The organism is uncultured Desulfosarcina sp. (assembly GCF_963664155.2).
Classification (GTDB): Bacteria; Desulfobacterota; Desulfobacteria; order Desulfobacterales; family Desulfosarcinaceae; genus Desulfosarcina.
Genome location: NZ_CAXXXH010000002.1, coordinates 1,058,109 through 1,078,426 on the forward strand (window position 1 = coordinate 1,058,109; position 20,318 = coordinate 1,078,426).

Here is a 20,318-nt window from a genome sequence, read left to right on the forward strand (position 1 = left end):
TCTACCGCATTGGCGCAAGGTATCGGCGGCAGCAATATGGAAAGGATCGTTCACATGAGAGGGATCAACCGCGAAAAACCTTCCTTCTGGCTACGGGTACTTGCAGGGTTATCAATCGGCATCGCTTTGTTGGGGTGTAACGCCACCGAGCCCATAAAAATCGGCTTTGTGGCGGGCACCTCCGGACGGGTGGCGGATTTAGGAACTTCGGGGCGGGATGCCGCCCAACTGGTCGTTGAACAATGCAATCGTAATGGGGGTATTTCCGGTCGCCAGATACAGCTTCTCTTCAAGGACGACCAACAGAACCCCGATATTGCCCGGCAAGTCGTGCATGAATTGATCAGCGACGGCGTGGTCGCCATTATCGGCCCCATGACCAGCGACATGGCTCTTGCCGTCACTCCCCTGCTTAACGATGCGCGGGTTCCCGCTGTAAGTCCCACCGCCACCACCCAGCAGCTTTCCGGCCATGACGATTTCTTTTTACGGGTCTGTGCAACCACCCGCGAATACGCCACCAAAAGCGCCCGCTATCATATTCATAACGGCGATATGCGGCGTATTGTCGCCGTCTATGATTTGAACAACAGCTCGTTTTGTGAAAACTGGCTGGAGAATTTCCAAACAACCTTTTCGGGAGCCGGCAGGGAGATTATCGCCACGGTTTGTTTCAAAGCCGAAGCGAAACGCACCTTTCTGGATATTGCCCGCGAGCTTTTGGCACCTTCACCCGACGGCGTGGTGATCGTTGCCAACTCCATGGATTCGGCCCTGTTGTGTCAACAGATTCGCAAAATCGATTCCGACATTCCCATCACCCTAGCTGACTGGGGGGCCACCGAACGGCTGCTGGAACTGGGCGGCAAAGCTGTCGAAGGCGTCACCGTAGTCCAAACCATTAATCGCGACAGCCTGGTGCCCCGCTACCAGGCATTCCTAAAAACCTATCTTGAACGGTATCACCGTGAGCCAGGCTTTCCCGGGGTCTATACCCACGATGCCACCCAAGTGCTGCTGGCCGCCCTTCGCGCCCAAAAGAAAGGCCAGCTCCTGAAGGAAACCATCCTTTCGCTGCGATCGTTCGAAGGTTTGCAAGGCAAATTAAACTTTGACGATTTTGGTGATGTGAAACGATCCAATGCCTCCATCAGCATTGTCCGGAACCAGAAATTCGTTGTCGTGGAGTAATGCCATGAAACCGCCGATGTCGCTTCGCCACTATCTATCATTGCAATTTGCAATCGTGGCCGCACTGCCGATTGTCGTGATCGCCATACTCGTGTGGCAGTTTCTGATGCCTCAAATGCGCACCAATATCGGAATTCAACATGAAAGCATGGCCCGCGCCATCGCCGGCCAAATATCCGGTTACTTGATGGGCGGCGATCGTCAGCTGGTTGCCGTGGCCAAATTCGTGGAGTCCCAGGGTTCTCATCCTTCATCACAGCTGGCTTCCCTGCTGGACGCCCAATGCGGCAACGGAGAACTCTTTGAAACCATCTACATTGTTGTAAACCGGGATGACACCATCAGCAGCGTTGGCCTCGCACACCTGCGCCGCTCAAAGCGCGACGATTTGTTGGGGATGGACCTTTCCGGTCGCCGCTTTATCGATATGGCCCGCCAACTGGGAAAGGCAGCCTGGTCGGAAACGTTTCTTTCCACCGCCAGCAGCCGGATGGCCGTGGCCCTGACCGTTCCGATGACGGACAGCGTGATTGTCGGCGAAATCACTTTGGACAAACTGTCCGAGGTCATCAGTCACTTGCCCGCGGAAGCCGGTCTGCTCACCCTCGTTCTGGATCAACAAGGTCGCATCGTCGCTGATTCGCAGCGGTTTCGCTGGGGTCAGCAGCTGAGCCTGTCGGCATTGCCCGCAAGCGTCCCTGACGGCAAGGCCCCGAATACCTCCAGTTCCTTTGAACTTCACGGCAGAACGTTTTTGGGTACGATGGTGGACGTCCATGAGCTTGGCTGGAAGGTGCTTGTGGCCCAGCCGATTGAAAATGCCTTTAAACCCCTGCGTGCCGCTTTTTTGATGATCAGCTTAGGATTGGGAGCTGCTCTAATATTGGCATTGACCGTGGCATGGTTCCAGGCCAATGGCCTCTCCGGGTTGTTTCGATCATATGGGGACAAGGCGCAAGCCATCTCCCGGGGGGATTATGAGCTGCAGTGGCCGACATCCAAAACAGCAGAATTCATGAATCTGGGCCAAAGTCTCAAACACATGGCCCAGATGATCAACCAGCGCGAAATTGCGCTTGTGTCCAGCGAAACCCGCATGCGCATCATCCTGGATTCCATCGGTGATGCCGTCATCGCCACCGATGCGAATGGCGCGGTTACCCGTATCAATCCCATGGCTGAAAAATTGACCGGTTGGTCGTCGGTTGAAGCCAACGGCAGGCACCTGACGGAAGTTTTTCAAATCGTTAACGCCCACACGCGGCAAACGGTAGCCAATCCGGTTGACAAGGTTCTGAGCCGTGGAGAAATCGTCGGTTTGGCCAATCACACTATGTTGATCGCCAGAGATGGCCAGGAATACCAGATCGCGGACAGTGGAGCACCCATACGTCATCCTGACGGTCGCATCGTCGGCGTGGTGCTGGTCTTCAGAGATGTCACTGAAGCCTATTCCCGGGAACAAAGAATCCGTGAAAACGAAAAACTGCTCAAAGACATCACCGCCAATGTCCCCGGGGTGGTATTTCAATTCAAGAGTACGCCTGACCATGCGTATTCCACCACTTATGTAAGCGAGAAAGCGGCGGAAATCTTCGAGCTGCAACCAGGCCCGCAGACCTTTTTAGAAGCATTCCGTACCCATATCCCCGAGGATGAAATCAATCGCTTCACCACTTCTATTCACGAAGCCGTGGATAAAGTCAAACCCTGGCACTATGAAGGCCGCTTCATCAAGCGAACCGGCAAAAAAATCTGGTTCTCCGGCAATGCCATTCCTCATCAGGAAGGCGACACACTCGTCTTTTATGGGATGTTGATGGATATCACCTGGCGCAAGCAATTGGAGGAGTCCCTGCGTCTTACCCAGTTCTGCTTTGACAATGCCTCCATTGGAATTTTTTGGATCGATGGAAAAGGACAAATACTCAATGTAAATGAGCAGGGCTGCCGCAGCCTTGGGTATTCGCGAGAAGAACTCTGCGCCATGACTGTTTTTGACATCGATCCGAATTTCATTCCGGATATCTGGCCCGAGCACATCGAAAATCTGAGAAATTTAAAAACACGCTCCATCGAAACCCTTCATAAACATAAAAACGGAAACGTGTTTCCGGTTCAAATCATGATCAACATCATGGCCTTTGAGGACCATGAGTTTCATGTGGCCTACGTACAGGACATCTCCGATCGCAAACATGCGGAAAAAGAGGCTAAGCGTTTAGGTGCGGCGCTGCTCCAGGCCCAGAAAATGGAAGCTATCGGAACCCTGGCCGGTGGTATCGCCCACGACTTCAACAATATCCTCTCGGCGGTAATCGGCTTTTCAGAGCTGTCCCTTCCGATGGCAGCACCGGATGCCCCCATTCACCAGTATTTACAGCAAATTCTAACGGCCGGGTTGCGTGCCCGGGATCTGGTGCAGCAGATTTTGACATTCAGTCGCAAGGACGAGCGCCAACTGGGTCCCTTGCAGGTTCCGCCCCTGGTTAAGGAAGCACTCAAGATGCTGCGGTCGTCGCTGCCCGCCACCATTGAAATTTGCCCGCACATCAATCCTGAAGTCAACCCCGTGTTGGCCGACCCAACCCAAATCCATCAGATTGTCATGAACTTATGCACCAACGCCGCCCATGCCATGGAAACCGAGGGTGGCCGCTTAGACGTCTTTATTTCACAGGTTCGTCTTTCTGACCGGGATATTCGGCTTCACCCTGGGCTGCTGCCCGGCGCTTACCTGAAACTCAGCATTCAGGATACCGGCCGGGGGATTCCCCCTGAAATCATGCAGAAGATATATGACCCCTATTTCACCACCAAAGAAAAGGGCAAGGGCACAGGATTGGGGCTATCGGTGGTTCACGGGATCGTTCAGAGTTACGGTGGGGCCATCCATGCCTACAGCGAACCGAATTGTGGAACCACATTCAATGTCTATATCCCGACGGTCGAAAATCGAATCGATGCCGAAAAAAAAGAGAATCTTGAACTGCCTATAGGAAACGAGCATCTTTTATTGGTAGACGACGAACCGACGTTAATCGACGTGGGGCGGCAATTGCTGGAAAAATTGGGCTATCGGGTATCGACCGCCGAGGGCAGCACGGCAGCCTTGGAACGATTTCGTAACATAGAACCGCCCATCGACCTGGTTCTGACCGACATGACCATGCCTAAAATGACCGGAGATAAACTGGCCATCGAACTGCTGAAGATCAAGCCGGATCTGCCCATCATTCTGGCCACGGGTTACAGTGTCGCTATAACCCCCGAAAAGGCCCTGAAAATGGGAATAAAGGCCTTTGTTCACAAACCCATCGTAGAGGCGGATTTGGCAAAAATCGTTCGCAACGTTCTGGATGAGGGTAAAAAGACTCCCTAACATCTTTGCTCACCCGAAATCCTTGCGAGGCTGCACGGCATAAAAACGGATGGCGGGCTAAACGGAGTGGTGGACTTTGAACAGCCACCACCGTGTTTTCCGTGCCCCTCCAATCTGCTAAACGGATGTAACAACCATGACCTCAGTTTTATCGGACACGCTTCAATCCACGCAAATCATTGACGGCCACCATGAACATGTAACCGCCTTCGCCAAAACCCATGCGGGAGGGATGGCAAGCGCCAGAGAACAAGCGGTCAGTCTCTATTACGCCGTTCGGGATGGCATCCGTTACGATCCCTACACCATCGACCTGTCCGTTGAAGGAATGCGGGCCAGTACAACCCTGTCGGTCGGTCGCGGCTGGTGCGTGCCCAAGGCGGTACTTCTGGTGGCCTGCTGCCGGGTTCTGGGGATTCCCGCGAAGCTCGGTTTTGCAGATGTGCGCAACCACCTGTCCAGCGAAAGACTGCGAAAACTGATGAATACCGACATCTTTTTTTGGCACGGCTATGCGTCCATCTTAATTCAGGGGAAATGGATCAAGGCAACGCCGGCATTCAATATTGAGTTGTGTAAGCGGTTTCATCTGAAGCCTCTCGATTTTGATGGCATCGCCGATTCTCTTTACCACCCCTTTGACCAATTGGGAAATGCACATATGGAGTACGTCCGCTATCGGGGAGAATTTTCAGACGTCCCCCTCGATCGAATCAGCGACACCCTGCAGCGATGCTATGGCCCGCTGTTGTCTTAGCTCCGGTTGATTTTTATGAAGACGTGAATGCGGAAGAGAGAGCCGGACAATGCGGAGAAAACCCGTTACCCCCCAGGTTGCCCATTAAAAGGATCGTCGAGTCTTGATTCAGGTCTTGGGCATCTGCCGCAATCATTAAAGTCCAGTCGTTTTATTACACCGCCCCGGCCATCTGATGAAACGAGTTGGCGGCCCCTGTGGCGGTTGCTTGAGGCGATTCGGATTGGAGCATGCGGATACCTCATGTTGAATTCAATTAATATCCATACTACCATATATGGTATATAATGGATTTTAATTTCACGTGAGGCGCCCCCCCTCTGATGGCGGCCGGGAGCAATTGATTGCCAAACCATTCGATAGGTATTGGCACGATTATTTAAACGTTTCCTAAACGCTTTCCATATCGAACTCTTCAAATCCATACCAAAAACCGGTATTGCTCAGATGATCCAGTTCAAACTGGACCGCTTCGATGTGATTGTCCTCGATTTCCAAAAATCGCGCAAACATGGCCCGGTGGTCGGACGCCACCTGATCGACCAGTTCTTTGTAAAAACGGCTGGTTTCGATCTCCATCTCCAGCGCCCGGGAAAGCATCTGTTGCTTCAGGCCGCGGGCATCTTCGCCGATTTTCGATTGAAGGGCGGCGGCCTCTTTCCGAATTGCCGCTTTGTCGGGGACCATCGAATCCAATACTTCGATTCTGATTTTCCCCCGCTTCTGCCACTCATCAAGCCGGCTGTTCAGATAATCCACATGACGCTGTTCATCATCGGCCAGGGTTTGAAATATTTTTTTCCCGGCGGGGTCTTCGGTGCGGGTGACCGCGTCGATGTACAGGTCCCTGATCCGATTTTCAAATTCCAATGCCGATTTAATGGCTGCTTCCAGTTTCATGGATTCCTCCTTTAGGTAATAAGGCAACTAGGTATTGGCACGAATACAGCCAATTATAGGGGTGACGGCACTGAAAAACAATGTTTCCCACCAAAACAGCCGACAGCCTATTCTGGCAACTGATCAGCGGGAGGATTTGCCGATGGCCTCGAGGATATACTGCGGAAGCGCAAATGCACAGCGGTGAATGTCGGGGGTGTAGTACCGGGTGGTAATGCCGCTTCGGGAAAAACGCTGCTGAACTGTCTGTAAACGATGTTGCCTCAGTTTCGGGTTGTCACTGGCCCATCCGAAAACCATGATTCCCCCGGCATAGGTGGGAATGGCTGCGGTAAAAAAGTGCCAGTCCCTGAACAGGGCTTTAAAATGAATGGCCGACGACCGGACCTCGTCCAATTGCAAGAAGGCCACCCCGTTCTGGGTAACCAGAACGCCACCGGGCGTCAGGCAGCCCTTACAGGCTGCGTAGTACTGCTCGCTGAAAAGCATCGCAGCCGGCCCCTCGGGGTCCGTACTATCGGTCAGAATGACATCGAAGCGTTTGTCGGTTTGTTTCAGGAAACGCAGGCCGTCATCGATGACGAGGTGGGCCCTGGTGTCATTGAAGGCGCCGTTGGAATGATTCGGCAGATATTTTAGGCACAACTCGATAACCGACTGGTCGATTTCCACCTGGACCACTTGTTCGATTTCACCGTGGCGCAGCACTTCCCTGAGCATGGCACCGTCGCCGCCGCCGATGATCAGCACCCGTCGAACACTGCCATGGGCCAGGATAGGCACGTGCACCATCATCTCGTGGTAGATGAACTCGTCCGCCTCCGTGGTCTGTATGACGCCGTCCAGTGCCAGGATCCGGCCGAATGTCCGGTTTTTAAAAATGAGCAGGTGTTGATAATCCGTGCGAACTTCGTAGAGCCGTTCATCGATCGTCAATAGATGATCGTAACCGTTGCACACCCGCTCCCGGTATTTATCGGTCATCTGTTACGCCCTTTCATCGGACCGTCGTCTCTCAAGGCTGAAAATGCGTGCAACGATAACAGGCATCGGTTGCAGGCTGCCCGGAGGGCGCTATCCCAGATGTATACGGTCAGGAATAGTACAAACCGGAATCGGCAGCATCTTGTGACGGTTGATCCGGTTGAATTTCCTGAAGATGGCAAGCACTTCCCGCTGCCTGGGGCCCAGTGACCCTTCGTCACCCTTGCCTGCTTCGAATGCCATGGCCCATTCCAGTTCATCGTAGGTGGCACCGATCTGGCTCTCGTCGGACCGGTTGTCACTCCACAAACCGTCCGTGGGAAGCGCCTGGATGATTTCATCGATGATTCCCATCGCCTTTCCCAGAGTATATACCTCTGACTTCATCAGGTCGGCAATGGGCGACAGATCCACTCCACCGTCACCATACTTGGTATAGAACCCCACGGCGAAATCCTCAACCTTGTTGCCGGTGCCAACCACCAGCATACGAAAATGGGTGGAGAAACCATAGAGGGTGAGCATGCGCAGGCGGCTTCGGGTATTGGCCATGCTTAAATCGTCCTGTATGGCCTCGGGAAGCGCATGTTGCAAGGATTCAAAAACCGGGGTTAGGTCTACGGTAACACCTTCCACGTTGCTGTATCGCGCGGCAAGCCACCGGATGTGTCGGGCGGCCCGGCTCACCTGATCCGGTGCCTGGCATATCGGCATATTCAGCGCCCTTACCGGATAGCCGGTCTCGGCACAAAGCGTTGACGTCACCGCCGAGTCGATGCCGCCGGAAACGCCCACGATAAAGCCTTTCATACCCGACTGGTCAAGATACCGGGTAAGCCATTTAACGATATGATCAATGACAGCCAGGGTTTGCATAGATCGATCCCTTCGTTGAAAAATTAGGCGGCGACCTTTCAGCTTGATTGTCGCACATTAAAACAGCCGTTTCTTATACAGGCAACCGCAGGGGCGTCAAGCAAAAATTGCCTCGGATGGACGTTACAATGCGATGAAATTATAGGGAATGTAAATTGCCTTTGTCGGGGTTGACTGAAGTTAATCCGGAAGCAGGTCATAAAAATACATCATCGCATCGGAGCGGGTAATGATTCCGATAATTCGGCCATCTTCCACCACAGGGAGCCGACCGATATCGTGGCGCACCATGACCTGAGCCGCCTGAATGGGGCTCTTACCCGGTTCGATACTGATCACCCGGGTGCTCATGAAGGCCTTGACCGGGGACTCAAGCTGATTTTCCTTGCGGATCTTTTTGAAGTCCCGCCTGGATATGATGCCCACCAGGACACCATCGTCCACCACCGGCAAGCCGGTGCAGCCCCGATGGCGGAGAATCTTGGCCACTTCGGCCATGGAGGTATCCGGTGGAACGGAAAAGACGGGAAAGGACATGAGATCGCTGATTTGAACCGACGACTGCTGGTTGCCCTGGATGAGATCGACGATCATCTGTTCGGCGATTTCAGGATTGACGCCTTTCAGCATGGCACTGCCGGCCCCGGGATGGCCGCCGCCGCCCATACTTTTCATCAGGGTACCCACGTCCAGCCCGTCGTTGTCGCTCCGGCCGATGACCATGCATTTTTGTTTACCGTTTTTCTCTTCGCTTACGAACAGGCCGAAAGCGGCATCGACGTTGACGATGTCCCGGTACATGCGCACCACCAGGGCCAGGTTGCCCACGTGACCGTCGATGTGGATCCGGCTGATGCTTATCGAATAGCCGTTTATTTTCAACCGGTTGGTGTTTTGCAGCATCTCGAAAAGCACGTCCTTTTGTTTTTCCCCATAAGCGGGCCGAAGGAATTTGGAAACCAGGGCGAGGTCCGCTTTTCGATCCAGCAGCCAACCGGCGGCATAGGCGTCTTCAGCCGTGCAGGAGGAAAACGTCAGATTGCCGGTATCCTCGTAAAGGCCGGCCAGAAAAAGGGTGGCCTGGATGGGTGTGATCAGCTTTCGCATGGCTTTGAGTTGCCTCACCATCAGGGTAACGGTGGCACCGATGGCTTCCTGGCATTTCCACGCCGCATCGATATCCCCGCCGGAATGGTGATCCCACACCAGCACCTCCAGGTCCGTTCGTTGGTTCAGCTTGGCAATGGGGCCCAGCCGGGCCCAGTCTGCCGTGTCGACCACGATGAGGCGGGTCACCCTGCCGGTTTCGATGCTCCAGCGGTCCACATAGTCGAAGATATCCTTGTGGATGGACATGAAGGCCCGCACATTGGGATTGACGGTCCTGGGAATGGCGGCAACGGCCTCGGGATAGATCAATGTGGCGGCCACCAAGGAAGCAAATGCATCAAAATCGGTATTTTTATGGGTGGTAATAATCTGCGTCATAGACTATCCGATGGATGCATGCTTGGTTTCAAAGAAAAGGATTATTTCCCGATCAGCCGACAACATGCTCCATCGATATTCCTGTTAAACCCTTTTGGCGTAATTGGCCCTTCAGTGCGCATCGGCGGATCAGGGATGTTTTTTTTCGGCAGGATGCCCCGCCAGGGGATTAGGGGTGTCGTTCTTCCCCGAATGGGCATCCAACCGCAGTGGCAAATCGTTTTGGGATTTATATTCCAGCGCCAGCCGGTGCTTTTCGATTTCCGTATGACTCTCGATGCTTTTTTTGGCCAGCAGATATCGGAGATAGACAATCCAGACTCCCATGCCCGCCACCCCCACCCCCAGGGTGATGAACACCCACTTGAAACGGATGACGGCATCGATGCCGGTACGCCCGATATAGGTTATCATATTGGGAATAATCCAGTAGGATATCACCCCGACGAAAATCAAAAAGCCGATGATAAAAATGTTCATCCGGCTGATGCGGACCAGGATTGACTCCAGGCGGGATTCATAGCCCGGTTCGCAGGTGGGTCTGGACTCATCCCCATGCAGTTCACTGCCATGAAAAATAGCAACGTAAGCCTTCACCACAAATCCGAAGAGCAGCATGGCGCCCACCGGGATACCGATGGACGCCACAAACCAGGCCCGAAACGGAAACGGGTTTTCCCGGGTTTTTAGCCGCACCTGATAGTTCTCGAAGGGCCCGAAGGTCTTTTCGAAATAGTACTTGTTGAATTCACTCAGGTTGTTTCCGCTGGTTTCGTGGATAACATTTCCATTGGCATCGATTACCTGCAACCACGATTTTCGACCTGATTTCATGGCAGCCAGGGCGAAGATTTCCAGTTCCAGCAGAAACAGCCCGACGATAATAATGATAAAAAGGGTCTTGTTTTCCTGAATCAAATTAATGATGCGCGTCGTTTTCACAGCAGGCAACCCTGCAATCCTCTCACCGGCACCGCCAGGCGTTCGGATGGCTGAATTCTTGTTTTTCCGATGGTTGCCATAGGAGCCGGAACCAAGGGGACGTGTGTTTAAATTGAGCGCATAATCTACCACAGCGGCGCTTTTATGCACAATCTTTTTTCATTTTTGCCGGATGGAGTTCCTCATTCTCCGTGTATTGACAGTCCCCTCCAATTGTTCCATAAGAATGCTTCATTGCCATTCGCCAACATTTTTGGAGCCTGTTAAATGAAGAAAATGATCATTTCGGTCCTGGGCAAAGACCGGCCCGGCATCATCGCGGCCGTCACCCATATTCTGTTCGAACAAGACTGCAATATCGAAAACGTCAGCCAGACCATCCTGCAAAATGAATTTTCCGGCATTTTTATCGTCAGTGTCCCTAAAGCGCTGTCGGAAGGGGATCTGCACCGGCATCTTGACGCCGGACTCTCTCCCATGGGGTTGCATGTGTATGAAAAGCGACTCTCGGAAATCGATGGATCCCAGGCCGCCGTTGAAAGCGAACCCTTTGTGGTGGTAACCAAGGGACCGGATCGCAAAGGGCTGGTGGCGTCCATTACCGCCATCATGGCCGCCCACCGCGTCAATGTGACCAACCTGCAGGCCGTTTTCAAAGGCGGCGACGATCCCAATGCCAACATCATGATCTACGAAGTCGATATCCCCAGCGATGCCAATCACCAGGCCCTTCGACGAGACCTGCGGGAAAAGGCCATGGCGTTGTCCCTTGACATATCCATCCAGCACAAACTGATTTTCGAAGCGATCAATCGCGTATAAGGACTGATGCCATGTTCAGTGAACGAGAAATCCTCTCCGTCGTGGAGATGCTCAAAAATGAAAATTTGGACGTCCGTACCGTCACTTTGGGATTAAACCTGCTGGATTGCGCCAGCGACGACGTCGGCCGTTTTCGGGACAATATTTATGCCCGCATCACCGGTGCCGCTAAAAATCTGGTGAAGATTTGCGACGAGGTGGGGGACAAGTACGGGATCCCGGTGGTGAATAAGCGGATCTCGGTAAGCCCGATTGCCGTGGCCGGCGCCCCCTTCAATGCCCGGCAGATGGTGAAGGTTGCCGAAACCTTGAACGAAGCGGCCGGCGCCGCCTGCGTTGATTTTATCGGTGGGTTTTCCGCTCTGGTGGAAAAAGGCATCGCCCGGGGCGATCGGGCGTTGATCGAAGCCATGCCCGAAGCATTGACCAGTACCCAACGCGTCTGCGCATCGGTAAATGTAGCCTCAACGCGGGCGGGCATCAATATTGATGCAGTACTGCTCATGGGGAAAACCATTAAAGAGGCGGCCCGCCTGACCGCTGATCGGGACGGCCTGGCTTGCGCCAAACTCTGTGTATTTGCCAACATTCCCCAGGATATCCCGTTTATGGCCGGCGCCTATCTGGGAATCGGTGAAGCCGACGCGGTGATCAACGTGGGCGTCAGCGGCCCCGGTGTGGTGAAAAAGGCCATCGACCGTGCCGTGGCATCCAACCCGGATCTCAATCTCGGCCAAATCAGCGAAATCATCAAACACACCGCCTATAAAGTCACCCGCATCGGGGAACTCATCGGCCGCGAAGTGGCCCAGCGCCTGGGCATCACGTTCGGCGTTGTAGACCTCTCCCTGGCCCCCACCCCCAATGTGGGAGACAGCGTGGGAGAGATTTTCCAGAGCCTGGGCCTGGCCAGCATCGGCGTACCCGGCAGCACGGTGGCGCTGGCCCTGTTAAACGATGCGGTGAAAAAAGGCGGGGCCTTTGCCAGCTCCAAGGTGGGTGGGCTGAGCGGTGCGTTTATTCCGGTAAGCGAAGACCTGAACATCTCCCAGGCAGCCGCCCAGGGCCACCTGTCCATCGAAAAGCTCGAGGCCATGACCTGCGTATGCAGTGTGGGCCTGGACATGGTGGCCATACCCGGCGACACCAGTGAAGAGACCCTGGCGGCCATCATCGCCGATGAAATGGCCATCGGTGTGATCAACAAAAAAACCACGGCCACGCGCCTGATACCCGTGCCCGGTAAAAAAGCCGGTGACCACGCCTTTTTCGGCGGCCTTTTAGGCGAATCCATCATCATGCCCGTAAACAACGCTACCGGTGAAAACAGGTTTTTGCGGCGCGGCGGGCTGATTCCGTCGCCGATTCACAGCCTCGTAAATTAAGGGATTCGAACCTGCGAATGAAGGGGATACCCATTCCAGCATTCCCCAATTCCCAATCCCGCGAATCCTTTTCATTTGTTCCATGAAAAAAGCAAGGCCCCGGTCAAGAGCAACACCAGGGTCATGGCGCACAGGATAGTTATCTCCGGCATCACCGCCAACAGACCGTCCCCCTCGTTCATCACTTGTCTTGCCGCCTTTAACAGGTGGGTCAGCGGGAAGATCTTTGCCGACGCCTGGAGCCACGCCGGTGCCCCTTCGATGGAGAACCACACTTCGGACAGAAACATCATGGGCCAGGAGATAAAATTGAGGACCCCATTGGTAAACTCTTCGCTGGTCCCGCGGGAAGCGATGACCAGGCCCAGGGAAGTCATGCAGGTGCTACCCGCCAGGAACACCAGGAAAAGGTTCAGCAGACTGCCGTAAACCCTGAAGCCAAGGATCAAATCACAACCCACCCAGACGATGACCAGCGTGAACATGAGCAGGAAAATCCGGGACAGCAATTGGGCCGCGAGATACTCAAAAGCAGTCAACGGGGTCGCTTTAAGCCGTTTGAGGACCCCGTTTTTGCGGTAGCGTACGACGACCCAGCCAACCCCATAAAGAGCGCTGAACATCATGTTCATGCCCAGTACTCCGGGAAAAAGCCAGTCGATGTATCGAACCTGTATCCCCTGAATGTCCTTTTTCTCAAACCGGTTGCCGGCTTCCGGCGGCGCCAGGGCGCTTTTCAGGATCCTTTCGGCAATCGCCCCGGAAGGTGACGAATCGCTGACCCAATATCGGATCGGTTGGGTCCCTGCCTTGATCAACAGGTCTATTTTATGGTGTTTCAGTTTGTCCATCCCCTGGACCCGGGTTTCGAATCCCACAAAGGAGATGGCCTTGAATGCGGCAAAAGAATCAGGAAGAAAACCTTTTTCCTGGTTGACGGAAGCTTCATTGGGAATCGGGAAGAGGCCCACCTTGAACTGAGATTGATAGTCCCCTTTGAAGATGACACCAAATCCGAGGATGATCAGAAATGGAAAAAGAAAGTTCCAGCCGAATGCCGCTCGGTCCCTGAAAAATTCACGATTTCTGGCATTGAAAATGGCCCACAGTCGCTTGAAACGCATACAGTCTCCATTTTATTCCCGCAGACTTCGCCCGGTCAGTTTTAGAAAAACATCCTCCAGGGTGGGTGTTTTCACGTTGACACCATGCATATCTACCCCCATTGACAAAAGTTGGGCGACCACCGCATTGACGTTTTCCGTTCGAATCTGAATCCGGTCGCCACGCTCGTTGATGAATCCCTGCAGGTTGTCCGGCTTTTTAGGAAACTGTTCTTTGGGTACCGACAGGGTCGCCCGTTTGCAATGGGTTTGAATCAACTCCTGGGGCTCACCGCGGGCAATGACTTTACCTTTGTCCATGATGGCGATGTCATCGCAGAGCTTTTCAGCCTCTTCCATGTAGTGCGTGGTGAGCACGATGGTGCGCCCCTGGGATTTAACCGTTTTGATGATGTCCCACAAATTCCGTCGGGCCTGGGGATCCAGGCCGGTAGAGGGTTCGTCCAGAAACACCAATTCAGGCCGGTTTAATAGGGCCAGAGCCAACAGCAGGCGCTGTTTCTGTCCACCGGATATTTTATCGTTCAGCTGGTCTTTAACCTCCTCAAGGTGGCATAGTTGAATCAAGTGGCTGACGGTCTCGGTGTTGTCATACAATCTGCTGAAGGTCTGCAGGGTTTCGGCAACAGTTAAAAACGAAAGCAGGGCGGTCTGCTGAAACATGATACCGACCTCCTGCCGGAACTGCGATGCCCTGCTCGCACCTTTATACAATATAGTTCCGCCGGTGGGGTCAATGATGTCTTCGATAATCTCGATAAGGGTTGTCTTTCCGGCACCATTCGGTCCCAGTAGGCCGAAACAGCTACCCCGCCCGATGGAAATGCTGACACCATCCACGGCGCAAAGCCGCTGGTAATGCTTTTGGATGTCGATCACTTCGATGAGCGGATCGACGGTATCCGTCACCTTCATGTTCCGATCCCCGTCCCTGACCAATTTAACAGAATCTTATTTAAAAAAAAGGAGTTACAAGTTTTTGTCAGTTGACACGGCACAAAGCTTTTTTTATAGTCGCAAAGGGAAATCAAATCAAGCCGGATCGACCTATTCAGACAACGGCGTTGGCCCGGCAGAAAAGCTGCACGGAATTCCGAAGGTCTATGGAACGAAGCGTTCATCTGACAATTTCCATCCTATTGACGGTGGTTCTGGTTTTTGCCGGTTCCGCCGGTTATATGATCATCGAAGGATGGGGGTTGAGCGATGCGATGTACATGACGGTAATCACGCTGGCCACCGTCGGCTATGGTGAAGTTCACCAGGTCAGCACCGCCGGACGGTTCTTCACGGTCATCCTCATCTTTCTGGGAGTGGGCTATTTTCTCTATGTAGGTGGCAACATCGTACAGTTTCTGGTGGAAGACCGTATCAGAATCATCCTCGGGAGGCGTAAATTGGACAAGCAGATCGCCAAGCTGAAAGATCATTATATTATCTGCGGGTATGGCAGAATAGGCCGCGTGCTGGCGCGCTATCTCACCGAGCGATACCTGAATGTGGTAATTATCGAAAAAAATGAATCCCGCCAAGCGGCAATGGATGAAGACGGTGTGCTCTACCTGCTGGGCGAAGCCACGGACGAAAGCCTTCTGCTCAGGGCTGGTATCAAAGAGGCCAAAGGACTGATCACGGCCGTGGCCACCGACGCGGACAACGTGTTTCTGACGCTGATCGCCAAACAGCTCAATCCCGGCCTCTTCATCGTGGCCCGGGCGATCCAGAATACTGCCAAACGGACCCTTCAGGCCGCAGGAGCCAACAAGGTCATCTCGCCCTACGACCTTGGCGCCCGGCGAATGGCCCATGCCATCTTGCGTCCCACGGTGATCAAGTTCCTGGAACTGGCTTTTGCCGACGAAAGCACGGACATCCAGGTGGAGGAGATCCGTGTGCGTTCCACCTCCCGTCTGTTGAACGTGGCACTTAAGGATTCGGGTATCCGCCAGCAACTGGACCTGATTATCCTCACGATTAAAAAGGCCGACGATACTATGATTTTCAACCCCAAGGCAGACACCCGCATCGAAACCGATGACACCCTGGTCGTGGTTGGCCGGGCGAAAAGTGTCAGCCAACTGGAACAGATGATGCGAAGTTAGCTTCCATTTGGCATTTGAGCCATGACATGGCGCATGCCGATAAATAGCTTGCATAGCGCAATCGTTTCAAACCTCCTGCCGACGGAAAGAAGCAAAGATGGCGCTTCCTGCACCCGAATATCTGAAAGCGTTGAAAAGCGGAATCCTCGAACGTCGGACGAGACAGGCTATCGCGGCAATGGACAACTGCACCTTATGCCCGCGCCAATGCGGTGTAAACCGAACTGCCGGGGAAACCGGAACCTGCAACACCGGCCGCCGGGCCGTGGTGGCCTCGTATAGCGCCCATTTTGGCGAAGAGGCGCCCCTGGTGGGACGCAATGGATCGGGAACGATCTTTTTCAGCCATTGCAGCCTGCGGTGCAATTTCTGCCAGAATTACGAGATCAGCCACTTGGGAGAAGGCCGCGCAATTGAGGACCGCCAGTTGGCGAAAATCATGCTGGACCTTCAACAAGCCGGATGTCACAATATTAATTTGGTCACGCCCAGTCATGTGGTGCCCCAGATCCTTATGGCCGTTTATCTGGCCGCCCAACGGGGCCTGACCGTGCCGCTGGTGTATAATTGCAGCGGATACGACCGTGTGGGAACCCTGCAGTTGCTGGACGGCATCGTGGACATCTACATGCCGGACTTCAAATTCTGGGATCCCCAAGTGGCCCGGGACACCTGCAATGCCCCCGATTATCCTGAGGTGGCAAAGCACGCACTGCTAGAAATGCACCGCCAGGTCGGAGACTTGTGCATGGACAAAGTCAGCGGCCTGGCCTATAAAGGCGTTTTGGTGCGCCATTTGGTGCTGCCCGGCGGTTTGGCGGGAACGAAAAAGGTCATGGAATTCATAGCCCGTTCAATGTCCCGGAATACCTATGTCAATGTCATGTCACAATATCGGCCCTGTGGCCGGGCCCGCGAGATACCGGCGCTGGCCGCCGCTCTCTCCGCAAAGGAATACGACCAGGCCGTAAAAGAAGCGAAGCTTGCAGGCATCACCCGCCTGGACAAACCCCGGCGGGTGTTTCAATGGTGGTAACAACTTAAAACAGTTCAATAGAGGTCGATATGAAAAGATGCTTAGCGATGATGATTCTGGTCCTATGGATGAGCACGGCTGTGTCCCTTGCTGCCGATCCCCTGCCCCGGGTGAAATTAACCACCAGCCAGGGCGATATCGTGGTGGAACTGGACAGCGCTGCCGCGCCCAAAACGGTGGAAAATTTCCTTGCCTACGTCAAAGACGGCTTTTACGACGGTGTTATTTTTCATCGGGTCATCGCCGGATTCATGATTCAGGGCGGTGGATTTGATGCGGATATGAAGCGCAAGTCCCCACGGCCGCCCATTTCCAACGAAGCCGACAACGGTCTGTCTAATCGGACCGGAACCCTTGCCATGGCCCGGACGGCTGATCCCCATTCAGCCAGTGCCCAGTTCTTCATTAATGTGAAAGACAACGACTTTCTTGACCATCGAGCCAAAACCGCCCAAGGCTGGGGATATTGTGTCTTCGGCCGGGTGGTGGACGGAATGGAGGTGGTGCGGGCCATCGAAAACGTGCCCACCACGTCCCGTTCAGGAATGCGGGACGTACCCACAGTACCCGTTGTCATCGAGCAGGCAACGGTGGTTTCGGCCAAATAAGCCCTGGGATGATGAAGACAGAAAATAATAATTGCGCATCTTGATTGTCACTTGGCCCATCAACCGCGTTGCATCCGCCGGCACCGGCCGGGGAGCACCATTGGATGTGCCCTGCAGGCGAAGCATCATCCGGCGCAAGGCGACACAAATATTTTCCACTACACCGCGCTTGTGCTTGACAAAAGAGGGAGGTCTATCTTAGCGTTTATTTCGACGCATTCTTCCTGATGGTCCGCACCTTGCCGACATCAGCGCGACTGTATCGTTGTTTCAGTCACCCATGCATGCATGGGTATTCACAACGGCAAACAGGCGTGGGATTGCAGAGGGTTTACCGAACGCCAGGCGCCCTTTCCCTGCGCGGGAACTCGTTTTGTCAATGGTTTTAACGGGTGACCGGCAGTGGGAATCTTTCCTCCTTTTCCAGAGTCGGCGGAGGAAACGCGTTGCCATCATTGCTGTGGAATCCGACGATTTCTGCATCCCACGCTTGTTTCATCGTTTCTGGAATATTTCCCCTGCACCCCCGCCATATACCCGTTGTCGGGCTTTGGCAGCCGCAACCAGCGGTGCGACCCGTTCGTCCACATAATCGTAGACACGTGCCCTGAATTTGCCTCGCGCAGGCCTCAAGATCCGCCCGAGGTACTGCATTACACGGCCACTGAATCGAATCGGGGTGGCCATGAACAAGGTGGACAGATCCGGACAGTCAAAGCCTTCACCAATCAGCTGCCCGGTGGCAATCAGCACATTGATCTGGCCCTTGTTGAGACGATCCAGAACATCCTTTCGCGCGTCATCGTTCAGATCTCCGGTGAGCAGGTCGGAATGAACGTTTAACTTGTACCGCAGGATTCCCTGAAGCGTTTCACAGTGTTTTTTGCGATCTGACAGCACCAGGCAGACCCCCTTGCCCGAACGCACTTCTTTTTCCACATCCGATGCGATGAGCCGGTTGCGCGCATCATCGGCGGTCAGTTCGGACAGCATACGGGAGTAATCATTGACCGGGTCGAAATAGGGTTCAAACGAGGTGGGTCGGACTACCACATCGGCTTTTAGAATATGACCGTTTTCCTCCAGTTGGACTTTGTCCACTTCGTGGTGAACATCTCCCAAATGCCAGAAAATGAGCTTGGACAGTTTATCCCGCCGCCACGGGGTGGCGGAAAGACCCAGCATGTAGCGGCAGTCGAAAGCGGTGACCGCCTCGGTGAAGGTTCGGCTGGGAGCCCGGTGGCATTCGTCCACGACGAGGTGGCCCGTATGGGGGACGATTTGATCCGTGCACCGAAACAGGGTTTGAACCAGCGCCACGGTAATCCGCTCACCGATCTTTTTCTTGCCTGCACCGATCAATCCCACCTGATCTGCAGGTATACCCAGAAACTGCTCGATGCGCTGGATCCACTGAAAGGCCAGGTCCTTGGTGTGGACCACCACCACGGTCGGCTGGCGCCGCTGAGCGATTAAATTGAGCCCAACGACGGTTTTGCCGCTTCCCGTCGGCGCACTCAAGGTGCCGAAATCCCTTTTTGCCATTTCCGCCACTGCGGCGGATTGGAAGGGTTTAAGCGCACCGTTGAAGGAAAAGTTCACCTCCGGCATCAACCGGCGTTGATCATCGATGGAAAAGGAAAGATTCTCCCGTTTCAGCAGGAGAATCAACTGGCGGGCATATCCGCGGGGAATGACGATACCGTTTTTACCGGAACGTCGGTAAAAGCGAAGCATTTTTTTTGTGCCCCGGTTCCAGCGCCCCATCCGTTCATTCTCGATCCACTTGGGGTTGATCATCTGAAACCGCTCTGCCAGCATTTCCAGTACCATGGCCGGAGCGTGATTCAGTTTTAGGGAACGGTCGATGGTAATTTTCAGTTCACCATTTTCAGTTTTTAAAGCACACAAAGCAGGCTCGCGCAGGGTTAGTGTCAGTATAGAACCGAGGGATTCCGTTGAAGGTCAAGGCAGGCGATACAACTTTACCGCTGGCGTCCTGAAAGAAAATCCCTTGGGATGCACCTAATTGATATACCGAGGAAAAAAATTTTTGTATATGGCAGCGATCAGGCAAAATAACCGTTTCCGGATGGGAACGAGTTAAGAAAATAAGCGAAGGAAGACGGGAATCATGAATGTGATAATAATCAAAATACCCGGAATCGTCAGGTAGGGAGCATACCATGGTTTCCGGGCGGACTTTGCCTTTTTGACTTCGGAAAGGAACCAGTTGCCAAGAAATAATGCGGCCACGAGAATCGGGATAGCTTTAAGGATGGACATATCCGAAAAAAATACTCCAGTGGGTGAAATTAAGTCGATTCACCAGGCAGTAGCGCCATTCTCAACGTGATATGGCGACCGTCTTTCCACGGCCAGAATTTGGCGATGATCACGCCGTTTTCAAAACTTTTTTCAAAAAGCGTCTGTTCGACGCGAATACTGCCCGTACCCTCGGTGATCGCCAGGTCCCGGGTCGTTGGGGACTTTCCGCTTGGCTTTACCGGTTTTTCAAGAAAAGCGGACAAGATACGCTTCCACTCGACCATATCCTTTTGAAAAAAAACCAGTTCAAAAAGGTCCTCACGGTCGCATCGTTTTTCATGAACATCCAAATGGACACAACAGTCCGAAATGTCGCGGAGTTTCATCGCCTGGGGGCCTCCGTCAAACGAGTAGATTCAGGATCTTTTTCACGTTGGGTATCCGGTGAAAAAA

General features: G+C 53.7%; 17 protein-coding genes. 8 read left to right on the top strand and 9 right to left on the bottom strand.

Going from position 1 to position 20,318, the window contains the following annotated elements:
- Positions 1-54 precede the first annotated feature (54 nt).
- The 3 genes from ACHZBS_RS28885 (at position 55) to ACHZBS_RS28895 (ending at position 5,330) form a co-directional block, all read left to right on the top strand.
- Positions 55-1,191, top strand: a complete 1,137-nt coding sequence (locus tag ACHZBS_RS28885; RefSeq protein ID WP_319410000.1) for an ABC transporter substrate-binding protein — start codon at positions 55-57, stop codon at positions 1,189-1,191.
- Between the two features lie 4 nt (positions 1,192-1,195).
- The gene (locus ACHZBS_RS28890; RefSeq protein WP_319410001.1) at positions 1,196-4,573 is read left to right on the top strand and encodes a PAS domain S-box protein; all 3,378 of its coding nucleotides are present in this window, start codon (positions 1,196-1,198) and stop codon (positions 4,571-4,573) included.
- Between the two features lie 136 nt (positions 4,574-4,709).
- On the top strand, positions 4,710-5,330 hold the full coding sequence (locus ACHZBS_RS28895) for a transglutaminase family protein (protein WP_319410002.1): 621 nt from the start codon (positions 4,710-4,712) through the stop codon (positions 5,328-5,330).
- A 390-nt stretch (positions 5,331-5,720) separates the two neighbouring features.
- On the opposite strand, the gene ACHZBS_RS28900 is transcribed toward ACHZBS_RS28895, so the two are convergent.
- From ACHZBS_RS28900 to ACHZBS_RS28920, 5 genes are all read right to left on the bottom strand, one after another.
- Positions 5,721-6,230: a rubrerythrin gene (locus ACHZBS_RS28900; RefSeq protein WP_319410003.1), complete on the bottom strand. Its 510-nt coding sequence runs from the start codon at positions 6,228-6,230 to the stop codon at positions 5,721-5,723.
- Between the two features lie 123 nt (positions 6,231-6,353).
- Entirely contained in the window at positions 6,354-7,214 is an 861-nt protein-coding gene (gene speE / locus ACHZBS_RS28905; protein ID WP_319410004.1) for a polyamine aminopropyltransferase, read from the bottom strand.
- Between the two features lie 90 nt (positions 7,215-7,304).
- Entirely contained in the window at positions 7,305-8,090 is a 786-nt protein-coding gene (nadE, locus tag ACHZBS_RS28910) for an NAD(+) synthase (RefSeq protein ID WP_319410005.1), read from the bottom strand.
- 180 nt (positions 8,091-8,270) lie between these two features.
- On the bottom strand, positions 8,271-9,578 hold the full coding sequence (locus ACHZBS_RS28915) for a CBS domain-containing protein (protein ID WP_319410006.1): 1,308 nt from the start codon (positions 9,576-9,578) through the stop codon (positions 8,271-8,273).
- Positions 9,579-9,707: 129 nt separating this feature from the next.
- Positions 9,708-10,520 carry a hypothetical protein gene (locus ACHZBS_RS28920; protein ID WP_319410206.1) on the bottom strand — a complete coding sequence of 271 codons (813 nt, stop codon included), beginning with the start codon at positions 10,518-10,520 and terminating at the stop codon, positions 9,708-9,710.
- A gap of 267 nt (positions 10,521-10,787) precedes the next feature.
- Between ACHZBS_RS28920 and ACHZBS_RS28925 the strand changes: the two genes are divergently transcribed.
- Complete coding sequence (locus tag ACHZBS_RS28925) at positions 10,788-11,342, top strand: ACT domain-containing protein (RefSeq protein ID WP_319410007.1); 555 nt, start codon at positions 10,788-10,790, stop codon at positions 11,340-11,342.
- Between the two features lie 11 nt (positions 11,343-11,353).
- Complete coding sequence (locus ACHZBS_RS28930; protein ID WP_319410008.1) at positions 11,354-12,727, top strand: PFL family protein; 1,374 nt, start codon at positions 11,354-11,356, stop codon at positions 12,725-12,727.
- 71 nt (positions 12,728-12,798) lie between these two features.
- On the opposite strand, the gene ACHZBS_RS28935 is transcribed toward ACHZBS_RS28930, so the two are convergent.
- Together ACHZBS_RS28935 and ACHZBS_RS28940 are read right to left on the bottom strand one after the other, a co-directional pair.
- A complete protein-coding gene (locus ACHZBS_RS28935; RefSeq protein WP_319410009.1) occupies positions 12,799-13,851 on the bottom strand; it encodes an ABC transporter permease in 1,053 nt (350 codons plus the stop codon).
- A 12-nt stretch (positions 13,852-13,863) separates the two neighbouring features.
- Entirely contained in the window at positions 13,864-14,766 is a 903-nt protein-coding gene (locus tag ACHZBS_RS28940; RefSeq protein ID WP_319410010.1) for an ABC transporter ATP-binding protein, read from the bottom strand.
- A 188-nt stretch (positions 14,767-14,954) separates the two neighbouring features.
- Between ACHZBS_RS28940 and ACHZBS_RS28945 the strand changes: the two genes are divergently transcribed.
- The 3 genes from ACHZBS_RS28945 (at position 14,955) to ACHZBS_RS28955 (ending at position 17,597) form a co-directional block, all read left to right on the top strand.
- On the top strand, positions 14,955-15,953 hold the full coding sequence (locus ACHZBS_RS28945) for a potassium channel protein (protein ID WP_319410011.1): 999 nt from the start codon (positions 14,955-14,957) through the stop codon (positions 15,951-15,953).
- Positions 15,954-16,050: 97 nt separating this feature from the next.
- Entirely contained in the window at positions 16,051-16,989 is a 939-nt protein-coding gene (locus ACHZBS_RS28950; protein ID WP_319410012.1) for a radical SAM protein, read from the top strand.
- A gap of 29 nt (positions 16,990-17,018) precedes the next feature.
- Positions 17,019-17,597, top strand: coding sequence for a peptidylprolyl isomerase (locus ACHZBS_RS28955; protein WP_319410013.1), 579 nt, complete (start codon positions 17,019-17,021; stop codon positions 17,595-17,597).
- Between the two features lie 495 nt (positions 17,598-18,092).
- Here the strand turns inward: ACHZBS_RS28955 and ACHZBS_RS28960 are convergent, their stop codons facing one another.
- Positions 18,093-19,508, bottom strand: coding sequence for a DEAD/DEAH box helicase (locus ACHZBS_RS28960; RefSeq protein ID WP_319410014.1), 1,416 nt, complete (start codon positions 19,506-19,508; stop codon positions 18,093-18,095).
- Positions 19,509-19,912: 404 nt separating this feature from the next.
- Positions 19,913-20,251 carry a hypothetical protein gene (locus ACHZBS_RS28965; RefSeq protein WP_319410015.1) on the bottom strand — a complete coding sequence of 113 codons (339 nt, stop codon included), beginning with the start codon at positions 20,249-20,251 and terminating at the stop codon, positions 19,913-19,915.
- Between the last annotated feature and the right edge of the window lie 67 nt (positions 20,252-20,318).